This window comes from Bacillus horti (assembly GCF_030813115.1).
GTDB classification, from domain to species: domain Bacteria; phylum Bacillota; class Bacilli; order Caldalkalibacillales; family JCM-10596; genus Bacillus_CH; species Bacillus_CH horti.
This window is the reverse complement of the sequence record NZ_JAUSTY010000011.1, coordinates 141,695-152,375: the sequence shown is the minus strand read 5'-3', so window position 1 is coordinate 152,375 and position 10,681 is coordinate 141,695. Positions and strand designations below refer to the sequence as shown.

General features: G+C 37.7%; 11 protein-coding genes and 3 pseudogenes. 9 read left to right on the top strand and 5 right to left on the bottom strand.

All coding sequences use genetic code 11. The features are described 5' to 3' along the window. Positions 1-132 precede the first annotated feature (132 nt). Both J2S11_RS13995 and J2S11_RS13990 read right to left on the bottom strand, forming a co-directional pair. Positions 133-627 (bottom strand): CcdC family protein, encoded by a 495-nt coding sequence (locus J2S11_RS13995; RefSeq protein ID WP_307395555.1) that lies wholly within the window; start codon positions 625-627, stop codon positions 133-135. Between the two features lie 63 nt (positions 628-690). Beyond that, positions 691-1,059 carry a DUF1516 family protein gene (locus J2S11_RS13990; RefSeq protein WP_307395554.1) on the bottom strand — a complete coding sequence of 123 codons (369 nt, stop codon included), beginning with the start codon at positions 1,057-1,059 and terminating at the stop codon, positions 691-693. A 302-nt stretch (positions 1,060-1,361) separates the two neighbouring features. Here J2S11_RS13990 and J2S11_RS13985 point away from each other — a divergent pair, with 302 nt between their 5' ends. The 3 genes from J2S11_RS13985 (at position 1,362) to J2S11_RS13975 (ending at position 3,063) form a co-directional block, all read left to right on the top strand. Further along, positions 1,362-1,784, top strand: coding sequence for a DUF2621 family protein (locus tag J2S11_RS13985; protein ID WP_307395552.1), 423 nt, complete (start codon positions 1,362-1,364; stop codon positions 1,782-1,784). 300 nt (positions 1,785-2,084) lie between these two features. Further along, entirely contained in the window at positions 2,085-2,459 is a 375-nt protein-coding gene (locus J2S11_RS13980) for a YhjD family protein (RefSeq protein WP_307395550.1), read from the top strand. Positions 2,460-2,742: 283 nt separating this feature from the next. Continuing rightward, the gene (locus J2S11_RS13975; RefSeq protein ID WP_307395548.1) at positions 2,743-3,063 is read left to right on the top strand and encodes a hypothetical protein; all 321 of its coding nucleotides are present in this window, start codon (positions 2,743-2,745) and stop codon (positions 3,061-3,063) included. Between the two features lie 245 nt (positions 3,064-3,308). Here J2S11_RS13975 and J2S11_RS13970 read toward each other — a convergent pair. After that, positions 3,309-3,635: pseudogene (locus J2S11_RS13970) on the bottom strand (SulP family inorganic anion transporter); the annotation flags it as partial. Position 3,636: 1 nt separating this feature from the next. Here J2S11_RS13970 and J2S11_RS13965 point away from each other — a divergent pair. The 5 genes and pseudogenes from J2S11_RS13965 to J2S11_RS13945 form a co-directional block, all read left to right on the top strand. Then, positions 3,637-3,807, top strand: a pseudogene (locus J2S11_RS13965) (helix-turn-helix domain-containing protein); the annotation flags it as partial. 186 nt (positions 3,808-3,993) lie between these two features. Further along, complete coding sequence (locus J2S11_RS13960; RefSeq protein WP_307395546.1) at positions 3,994-5,226, top strand: DNA polymerase IV; 1,233 nt, start codon at positions 3,994-3,996, stop codon at positions 5,224-5,226. 118 nt (positions 5,227-5,344) lie between these two features. Further along, on the top strand, positions 5,345-5,662 hold the full coding sequence (locus J2S11_RS13955; RefSeq protein WP_307395544.1) for a hypothetical protein: 318 nt from the start codon (positions 5,345-5,347) through the stop codon (positions 5,660-5,662). Positions 5,663-5,937: 275 nt separating this feature from the next. Continuing rightward, positions 5,938-7,083 (top strand): YhgE/Pip domain-containing protein, encoded by a 1,146-nt coding sequence (locus J2S11_RS13950; protein ID WP_307395542.1) that lies wholly within the window; start codon positions 5,938-5,940, stop codon positions 7,081-7,083. 55 nt (positions 7,084-7,138) lie between these two features. After that, positions 7,139-7,660 carry a TetR/AcrR family transcriptional regulator gene (locus J2S11_RS13945; RefSeq protein WP_307395539.1) on the top strand — a complete coding sequence of 174 codons (522 nt, stop codon included), beginning with the start codon at positions 7,139-7,141 and terminating at the stop codon, positions 7,658-7,660. A 255-nt stretch (positions 7,661-7,915) separates the two neighbouring features. Here the strand turns inward: J2S11_RS13945 and J2S11_RS13940 are convergent, their stop codons facing one another. Next, complete coding sequence (locus J2S11_RS13940) at positions 7,916-8,359, bottom strand: DUF1885 family protein (RefSeq protein WP_307395537.1); 444 nt, start codon at positions 8,357-8,359, stop codon at positions 7,916-7,918. A 350-nt stretch (positions 8,360-8,709) separates the two neighbouring features. Between J2S11_RS13940 and J2S11_RS13935 the strand changes: the two are divergent. After that, positions 8,710-8,823 (top strand): annotated as a pseudogene (locus J2S11_RS13935) (GapA-binding peptide SR1P); the annotation flags it as partial. Between the two features lie 250 nt (positions 8,824-9,073). Here the strand turns inward: J2S11_RS13935 and J2S11_RS13930 are convergent. Then, positions 9,074-10,552, bottom strand: coding sequence for an aminotransferase class I/II-fold pyridoxal phosphate-dependent enzyme (locus J2S11_RS13930; RefSeq protein ID WP_307395574.1), 1,479 nt, complete (start codon positions 10,550-10,552; stop codon positions 9,074-9,076). Positions 10,553-10,681: the final 129 nt, after the last annotated feature.

Here is a 10,681-nt window from a genome sequence, read left to right as displayed (position 1 = left end):
AAGTTTAGCAGCTTAAAAATAACACCAACCACATAATTATGATTGGTGTTAAGCTTTTATTTATTCCACTGTCTACTTGACAGGGGGCAGTTCAATATGAATGTAGTACAGCTCTTTTTTCAATATAGCTTTTTATACCTCTCCAACAGATGTTTTGATTTTCCTTTGTAGCTGTAAATAGGTGATCAGCATACTAATTCTCCAAGGAATAATCATCGCATAAGCCATGAGATAAAATAATCCAGAAAGCTCTTCTGGATTCAGCTCTTGTCCTAAAAAAATCCGTAATCCAACCCTTATTAACAAAAGTCCAACTAGAATATACATAAATAGCTTTGAGCGTTGAACGTAAATAAAACCATCGCGTACTTCAAACTTCGTTGTGATAATTAATACGATCGCAAATACAGTCCCTATACTTAAAGCCTCTAATATCAAGATAGGTGAGGGTCTAGTCGGTGCATAGAGAAACATGAGGAATCCCGTTGACATAAACAAGGGGGGCAGGACTATTTTTTTCAACGAAACGGGCTTTTTGGCTACCTTCATTCGTATAAAACTAGCTATAGCACCCATCATAATAGCAATGATTGAGGGGATCACAAATGTCATCCAGTTTGTTTCCACCTGTTAGCCTCCCTCTATGTAATAGGGGCTACTCTTTCCCAAAAGCTAAGTAACCTCACAGGCTTATAGCTTGAGATAGCCCAAAACAAGTACGGTAATTAGTAAGATCGTAAAGACGATCCAAATCGGAGTTGCTCGCTCTCCACGCTTCGTTTTTCCATGGATAGCCTCCATTGTTCCAATTAGCATAAAGGCTAGTACACCTTTTAATAGGAAAATGAAATTGCTGCTGGTAAATCCTAGTTCTATAAATCGCTCTATGACCATACCTGCTCCTGACCCGAGCATAGCGATATACACAAGTCGTAGAACCATAGACAGGATTTTGCTTATTTTCTCCTTCTGCGCACGAATTAAAAAATAAACAACGAAGAAAATCAAAATCATAGCTGGCCAGGCACCAGTGTGTAAATGGAATAAAAACGTATACATGTTTCACACCCTTTTTAGTCAATGAATTTACTTAAAACCTGTTTTCAATAACATTGTTTGTTGTAATACTTATACTCTCATTTTATTAAGTAAGTTTGTGCTTGACTGCCTTTGATTATAGGTGATGTATTTTTGTATGTCAAAGAAAAAAAGAGACTCATAGCCCATATTGAGGAAAATGTGACAAAACTGACACAGAAAGTTCTTACTCATCCAAAAGCTTAAAAAAAATCACTGCTTTATTCGCCTAAGACATCTATTTTATGATAATATAATAGCCAAATACGATTGAGGTGATTCGCATGTCCCCTTGGTTTATGGGGTTTATTGTTCTGTGGACCGTTTTTATATTTATCCTGCTGTCAATTGGCGGCTACTTTATGTTTCGGAAGTTCCTTAAGCGCTTACCGAAAGAGGACGGTAAATCAATTCTGGATTGGCAGGATTATTATATTGAGAAAACCCTCCATCTTTGGGGAGATAAGCAGAAGCAGTTGCTTTATGACCTAGTTGAGCCTGTTCCAGAGCTATTTAGAGATGTGGCTAAAGGAAAGATAGCAGGTAAGATTGGAGAGCTTTTGCTTGAAGAGGGAGCTGAAGAATTAACCGAGGAATATATCATAAGAGGCTATATCTTAGCTACCCCAAAACGCGACCATAAATTCCTGAAAAAGAAGCTACGTGAAAAACAAATTGATGTGACTCCCTATCAGCATTTGTTTTAGATTGAACAGGAAGTCTGTGAGTCTGCAATGACAAAGATCACATCCTTCTCACTTCTCCAAAAAGAGTAGAAATAGACCTGAGCATGACCTAAATATGGGTTATGACTCAGGTTTTTTATTTTACGCGTGCCTAGCAAACCATTAATTGCTAGGCGGTGCAAATCCGACCTAAGTATGAGCCAAGTCGCTTATTAAAGTTTATCAGTTTGGATTGAATAAAATTACCATTGTATAAAGAACGTACATTCGCATATAATAATTACACAACAGAACATACATTCTCTTTTGAGGAGGATATTTATGAAAAAGGCTCCGTTGGAGACAGAAGAAGATCTAAAGCTCATCAAAAATTTTATTCTTCTTCCTATCCTTCTAGACATTTTAGAACGAGACACACATCTATTGCAGGGAGCCTCCTTAAAAATGGTGAGCGTTTACGTAAACATCTTAAGCTACGTTCAGCAGCAGGCAACCGTAGATTTAAGAACCATTCGTAAAGGTCTATATACACGAGGACTTAGAGTATATGAACAAAGCAAGAATGAAGTAGGGGTGACAGTAAGCTATCTATGCCGGGGCTACCATTACCAGCTCTCCGTGATGTGGACAGTGGTGAAGGCAGAGCTACAAGAAAAATTAAGCAGGTATGTTGAAGGATGGAGGAGTGATTTATAGATGTCCAAGAGCAAAAGAGTGGTTAAGAATAACAGGAATTCGAACTGTAGGAACTATGCGTTTTCAAGACTATTCTTCTGTAACAAATTTATGGAGAAAAAATAGTAATGGTACGTATCAAATAGAAAGGACTAATAATCAGAATTTCAGTTACCCGATGTTTCGGGATCAAGACAGATATCAGTAAAGTAAAAAGGTTGGTGAGAAATACACCAACCTTTTATAGGTGAAATTATGATATAATGGTTTCAGGTTCTATACTAATCGTGAGTTGGATGAGAGCATGAAAAAGAAAAGTGTTAGGCAAGTTTTACTATTCACTATAGTTGGCGCTCTAATTATTTTAACCGCTGAAGGATTCTTAGATATTACTCAATCAGATGTAGGAACTGTTATAGCTAAGGAATATAAATATGATGGGAACAGTGATTTTGGCATCTTTACTATCCAGCTAGACACTAAAAAATACCCTAAGACAGTTGATTACGACCGAATGGAGTATAATGCTTTTCAAGTTGGTAATAGGATAAATATAGTATATAAAGTTCCTATTATTAGATTTTGGATAAAACCATATGGAGTAGAGCATGAATTAATTCAATAAAGTAGCAAAAAAGATTTAACAATAATTGAATAGCCTTGACCACACCATGGCATGTTCGAACTGCTTGTGAGCCTTTGCATATCCGCATATGGCGTGAGGCGACCAATCCTTTTGTACTTTTCTACATTAGATGGATTCAGGGGCTTGAGCGAACTTGTACTTCACCCCACAATAGGGAAATAAACGATATGCTTGAAATAAACCTGAGTAATTGACCTTTACAGTGGTCTCTGCTTAGGTTTTTGTATGAATGTGGTTGAGAAGTCAATGACTATTCGAGAATCAGAAACATTGAAATTAAACGAATCAACAAACCCTTCTACAGAAGCAAAAAATAACTGACCGACAACCTCGTATCGATCCCCTCTATTCTGCTGTTTCTTTTTAACCTTCAGCTTAGAAATTTTGGCCATAAAGAAAATGGCACTCATTATCACCCCTGCAAATACCCCTTTAGAAAGGTCATGTGTGTAGACCACAACACCTACCGTAGTGAGCATTACTAAGGAATCTGTCTTTGGAGCTTTGCGCAAATAGGTGAAGGAAGACCAATCAAAAGTTCCAATGGATACCGGCTTATATGCAGCAAAGCAAAAAGGAGTGAAGCCTGGTCGACCACGTAAGCCAGATGAGAACGTGAAACGTGCAATCAGTATGTATCAGAGCCAACAATATAGCTTAGCCCAAATTAAAGCGGAAACGGGAATTAGCAAAACCACACTATACCGCTATTTAGAAAACTAAGCAAGGAAGGATAGGGATTCATCCTATCCTTATAAATAGTGATTAATCAAACTTACATATTTGACCTCTCTATTTGCTAATCATGCTACGATAAGTAAATATTTTCTAGTATTAAACGAACGTACTTTCGCATATAATGATATGGATACGAAAGTACGTTCGTTTTTTTGAGGGGGTCGTTGCAACATGCAAGATAAAGTCATTTTCCTTGTTGATATGCAATCTTTCTATGCATCAGTAGAAAAGGCTGACAATCCATATTTGAGAAATAAGCCTGTGATCGTTTCAGGTGATCCCGAGCGGAGAAGTGGGGTCGTCCTAGCGGCCTGCCCTTTGGCTAAACGGTTCGGGGTGAAGAATGCTGAACGATTGTGGGAGGCTCAGCAAAAATGCCCACAGGCTGTCGTAGTTCGCCCGCGTATGCAGCACTATCTTCATGTTTCCTCGGCGATTACAGACATCTTCATGCGTTTTACAGATCTTGTGGAACCATATTCGATAGACGAACAGTTTATGGATGTTACTGGGAGTCAACAGCTCTTCGGGGCTCCCTGGGAAATAGCGGAAAAGATTCAGATCACAATAATGAAAGAAACGAACATTTATTCCAGAGTAGGAATAGGAAATTCCAAAACGATTGCTAAAATGGCCTGTGATCATTTTGCCAAACGTAATGATTCAGGCATTTTTTTTCTAAAACAGGATGAGCTACCGAAGGTCCTTTGGCCCTTACCTATTCATAAAATGTTTATGGTAGGCTCTCGGATGAGCCGACATCTAGAGAAGATGGGGATTCGGACGATAGGACAGTTAGCCCAATTCCCACTAGCAAGACTAAAAGCAAAATGGGGCATTAACGGAGAAGTTTTATGGCTCATAGCTAACGGGCATGACAACTCACCAGTCAACCCCACCACTCATGATCAGCAAAAAGCGATCGGACACCAGATGACACTACCCTATGATTATGATACTCGTGATCAAATTTTAGTGCCCCTGTTAGAGATTTCAGAGTTAGTATGTCAGCGTTCTAGAGCTAAAGGATACATGGGATGGGTTGTTTCAGTAGGTTGTGCTGGAGCTGATTTTGACAACCCTACGGGGTTCCATAGACAGATGAAGCTACTTGACCCGACCAATCTAACCAAAGAAGTATATCGTGTAGCGACCTTATTATTTGATCGACATTGGGATGGTCTTCCGATTCGAAGAATAGGGGTTACCTTGAGTCAACTTCAAAGCGATAAAGAGTATCAATTGAGCTTCTTCAATAACCGCGAGGAAGAGTTTGCCTTAGAGAGGGCTGTAGATAGGATGAAAGAGAAGTATGGGAATAGTATTATTATGCGAGCATCTTCTTTAAAATCTGCTGGTCAGGCCAGAGATCGAGCATCAAAAATTGGTGGACACTATAAATGATTAAAACTGTAGTCAATAAGCAACTCTGAAAAAATGGTTAAATCCAAAAATATGTTGTACCATTATTTTATAACCCCCTACAACCATGTATGTAAAACGAGTTAGGAGGAGATTAAGCTTGAAGATAAAACTAATCATCTTTGTGACATCCGTCCACCATGAGCCAACAAAAGAAAACTCAAATATCCTAACGAAAACGATAGAATCTGAAATCAAACCAGTAGTTGGCGATATCATTGATGACCCGGGGTTTGATTCAAGATTCCATAATGGATATGAGGTAGCTAAAGTAACTATTAATTACACTTCAAATGAGTGCCTTGTTTCATTAACACCCTTAGTCATAGAGAGTGAAAAAATGACTGCTGTTGAGTACATGGAAAAACTAAAAAACAACGGTTGGAGTATTGAAACAACAACTAAATCTTTATACTAATGTTTTTCTTTAGAGGGACGCTCAGGCTAGAGACAAGTGCATAAGGCTGGGGATATTATAAGTAAGAAGAAATAAGAGGAAACCAATAGAAAATATAGAAATAAAGGTAAGTGTTAAAACTTACCTTTATCTTATTTCAATCCTCAAATAATTCCGACTTAAAAATAAGACATTTATAACATATTGTTTTATTTTGAGACTGTGTATTCATATTGAATCTTCCGTAGGACCTCAATGTCTATTATCTTAATTAGAGAAAACGAGGAGGTTCAATGATGAATTCACTTAAAGCATTTTTTACTCAAAAATCAACAATTTTAGCATTTGTGGGTGTTCTAGTGTATCAGGTCATAATGATGGGTATATTCCTTCCTGCCTATTCAGCAATGCCTCAAAACATATCTAATTTACGGGTAGGAATTGTAAATGAGGATACTAACTATGGCGCAGAAATTGAAAAGCAGATGCTAGAAGAGTTACCCTTTGTCGTAGAAACAAATAGGAGTCTAGAAGAAGCACAGCGTTCGTTAGAGGACAGAGATATTTACCTGTTAATCCATATCCCACAAGACTTCACGGAAAATCTGATTAGTGAAGATAAAAAAACTACGATCAATTTTACGATTAACCAAGCAAACCCATCGCTTGTTTCAACTACAATGTCATCGGTTGTTCAAGAGATTTCATCGATATTAGCAAATCAATTTGAGACTAGCTTTATTGAAGAAATGCTAGTTCATCTAAATATTCCTGAGGAGCAAGCTATCGGAATGGCTGACATGGCTAAGAATCAATTTGAGCCTAACATAACGATCATTAATGAGCAAAGACAAGGAATGCATAATCAAATGGCTCCAATTTTATTAACGATTGCGGCTAATGTTGGGTCCATGATTTTTTCCATGTTTATTGTGAGCTCCCTTGACCGCATGCGTCCCCAAATAGGGAAGTGGAAAGCATATGGTTCTATGCAGTTAGCGATACTAACTTTTGCCTTAATTGGCTCATTACCGAGCTTAGGTATCTTATTTGCTTTGGAGAACTATGGACTAGGGTCATTTATAACCGTTTGGGGTACATTGTCATTATTGACATTAGCGGCAATCCAAATTTTTACGATATCGACGATGCTATTAGGACAGCCTGGTATGTTGTTCAATTTAACTTTCTTATTAATCCAAGTTATTGCTGGAGCCGGTGTTATTCCTTATGAAGCGAATTATAAAGTGATGCAATGGCTAAGCCATATTTCACCAGCATACTATGCAAATCAAGCGAATTTTATAGGTCTATTCGGTGGGAATTCGGTGCTACCGTATCTCCTTGGACTACTAGGCTTAGCAATCGGTGGTGCAATCATAACAAGCATCATTCAAGGGATAAAGAAAGAGAATGCACCATTAAAGAAATCATTATTCTAGCTCTAGCATAAAAAGTTCTATAATATAGACAGATGTTGAGGGAGGCGGGAAAGTCTTGAGCAATCAGACAACGGAAAGAACCCGATCGTTCATATTGATTGCATTTCGAGAGTTATTAAACAAAAAAACATTTAAATCCATTACAATAAATGATATATGCATGCAAAGTAAAATACACCGTAGTTCATTTTATCGCTACTATAACGATAAATATGATTTGATGAGAGAGATCTTACCTATTCTCTTTAACCAAATGAGAGAGGAAAGCAATGGTGAGGCTATATATAACTTCGTCGTAGATTATATAGACGAAAATAAGCGGTTTATAAAGAATATTTTATCAAATGATGAGTTTTCTACTGACTTTGTGAATTTATTAAGTGATTTTATACTAGTTGAAGCTCAGAATAATAACTTGATCATTTCAGAGAGAATCAATAATTTTCCTAATCCCAAAGTATTAATTGATTTTTATAGTAGTGGCATTGTTCATGTGTTAAGAAGATGGTTGAATGATGATTATGATTGTTCAAAGAAGGAGCTAAAGGCACTAATATATGAATTAGTTTCCACATAAGCGAACTGGTTTTACTTTGATTTAAAAAGATTAAGCCTATTGATCATTTTTACACAAAAGGAATCTGAGCTTATCTAAAGATAAAAGCATTCAATCATCCAATTTGCCTTGCCGGATGAACGGAACATATCTAAAAAAGCTGGGTAACTATCACCCAGCTTTTTTAGATTATTTTTATGCTCTTAGTGCTTCGATTTTCATAGCTTTTATGAAGCTATTAGCTCAGATTAACTGAAGAAATATCATCTGAAATTCTTAAGGCTTACGAGGGTAATAATACATCCGGCGGCCATTAAATAAATCCAACTGAGCCTTAAATTCCTTAGCTAAGTACTTGCAAAATTCATTAGCCTTTGATTTATCACCATGTGTTGCCCCATCAGGTAGAACCACTTGGATGAACTGAGATTCTTCAGCTTGTTCGCCACCCTCAGCCTGATTTGCTTGGTCTGTTCCTACTCCAACAACAATATATTTATATAAAGGATTACTTCCCTTTAAATAAAACCAGTGATCTTTCCCTTCAGGCTTCTCGACTAAGGTATAGGGAAACGCGGCTTCGGCGTATCCCCAATCTAGCTGATTGCCCGTTTTTGTTGTCATATCTATGTAGCGATGAAACTTATCCTTAATATCCTGCAATTGAACAGTTTGTGTTGTAGAAGCGTCAACTAGTCTAATATAGGCACTCTGTCCCAAAACAATCCCTCCTGATTAACCAAACTCCTGTTAATATCGTAGCATTATCAGCATAGGAATACAATAAGAAAAGCTTCTATTGAAGCCCACTCGAAGAAGTTGTCTAGTCCATCATTAGAGGAAGCTTTTCTTGCCGTCAGAAAGTATAAAATTTGAAGAAAATAGGGTATCAAATTTTATACTTTCTTAAACGTTAAAATAGAAAGAAAAAAGGGAGACAAATCGGTGACAAAAAAAGATACAGAGATAATACAGTATATCTCTATATCTGCCTATTGACATAAATGTTATACACTATTATATTATTAGTATAACATAATTAAAACGCTTACAAAAACAGGAGGGATACCTTGGGTACAATTATCTGCCAAACGTGTGGAAGAACAATTGCTCAGTACGAGGATGAAAAGGTTTCTACGCTCTATGGAGTATGTCCTAATTGTCACCAATGTAGTGGGGAAGAGCAGTACAGTGTGAAAGAAGTAAAAGGAATCGCTCATACTAACTCATTTTAGTAAGCCATTGAAAAAGAAGAATAGGTAATAAAATATATGTACAATAGCTAGATGCTTTAAATAAGCAGAAAGAGGAGGGACATCTGTCGTAAGACACACATAATCCCTCCTCTTTTTTGATAGAATAGATGAATTCTTCGAAAGGCTTCAATAGAAGCTTTTCTTATAGAAATGCTTCGTTTGACTGAAGAATTGACTATTAAGTAATAGCTTGGTGCACCTTAATGACACGTAAATATCTAAAGTCAAAATCCTCTGGGCCTTGAACAGGTAGCCCAACCTCCAAATTATATTGAATGTAATCAAGGTTTTCCTGGGTAATAATCTCACCAGGAAGTAATACAGGAATTCCTGGTGGATAAACCATAATAAATTCAGCAATAATGCGACCATGAGATTGGTGGAAAGGAACAAGCTCTGTCTCCGCATAAAATGCATCTCTAGGCGTCATAGCTAGTCGTGGTATTTTTGGAAGTTCAATTTCAGGTCCATTAACATGGCTAGAATCTTGCCTTGCCGCGTATTCAACCAATTGCTTTAATGCCTGAACTAATGAATTGACACTGTCCTTCGTATCCCCAGGAGTGACTAAGCATAGAATATTATATAAATCACTCATCTCAACTTCGATATTCTGAGTGTCCCGTAGCCAATTCTCTACTTCAAATCCAGTCATACCTAGATCCCTAACATGGATTAATAGCTTTGTAGGGTCTAAATCGAAAGTAGATTCATCTCGACCGACAATTTCATCTCCCATACAGTATAGAGGAGCAAGTAAGTTGATTTCAGAGCGTGCCCAATCGGCAAGCTCAATCGCCGTAGAAACCATTTCTTTCCCATGTAAAACCAGCTGTTTTCTTGCTACATCTAAAGAAGAAAGCAGGAGATAGGAGGTCGATGTTGTTGTTAGCATGCTCATAACCGTTTGAATTCGTTTAGGGGAGATGAGCTTCCCACGCACGTTTAGTACCGAGCTTTGAGTCATGGAGCCGCCAAGCTTATGCACACTAGTAGCGGCCATATCTGCACCAGCCTCCATGGCGGACATAGGGAGATCTTGATGAAAGTGAATATGCACTCCATGGGCTTCATCAACCAGTACTGGTACGGAAAAGGAGTGCGCAACTTCAACAATTTCCTTAAGGTTCGCGGCGACACCAAAATAAGTAGGGTTAATCACAAGCACAGCTTTCGCATCAGGGTTCTGTTCAAGGGCTGTACGCACAGCTGACGTTGTAATCCCATGAGCAATCCCTAGTCTTTTGTCCATCACAGGATGAATAAATACTGGAATAGCGCCAGCTAGAATGATAGCGGTAGAAATGGATTTATGGACGTTTCTAGGAATGATAATTTTATCACCAGGGCTACAAACAGATAGAATCATGGTCATAATGGCTCCGCTTGTCCCTTGCACATTAAAAAAGGTATAGTCAGCGCCGAAAGCATCGGCAGCTAATTCCTGCGCCTCCTTAATCATTCCTTTTGGATGATGCAAGTCATCCAAAGGACCAATATTAATAAGGTCAATGGAAAGGGCATTCTCACCGATAAATTCCCGGAAATCAGGATTCATCCCTGCCCCTTTTTTATGACCAGGAATATGAAATTGGATAGGATTCTTTTTGGCGTGATTAGTCACACCTGTAAAAAGAGGAGTCTCATGATGATTCAGTGTTTTAGACAATTCTCCCCCACCTTTCTATATAAACGTATTATAGAATTAAAACAAACAAAAATGAGTATATCAAAATCAAGGAAGAAAGCAAGCACAAATAATAGGAATAAACTATTTCTTTTTACC

Coding starts and splice junctions, on each gene's coding strand:
- J2S11_RS13990 (WP_307395554.1), bottom strand. CDS start 1,059: ATGTATACGTTTTTATTCCATTTACACACTGGTGCCTGGCCAGCTATG.
- J2S11_RS13985 (WP_307395552.1), top strand. CDS start 1,362: ATGTCCCCTTGGTTTATGGGGTTTATTGTTCTGTGGACCGTTTTTATA.
- J2S11_RS13980 (WP_307395550.1), top strand. CDS start 2,085: ATGAAAAAGGCTCCGTTGGAGACAGAAGAAGATCTAAAGCTCATCAAA.
- J2S11_RS13975 (WP_307395548.1), top strand. CDS start 2,743: ATGAAAAAGAAAAGTGTTAGGCAAGTTTTACTATTCACTATAGTTGGC.
- J2S11_RS13960 (WP_307395546.1), top strand. CDS start 3,994: ATGCAAGATAAAGTCATTTTCCTTGTTGATATGCAATCTTTCTATGCA.
- J2S11_RS13950 (WP_307395542.1), top strand. CDS start 5,938: ATGAATTCACTTAAAGCATTTTTTACTCAAAAATCAACAATTTTAGCA.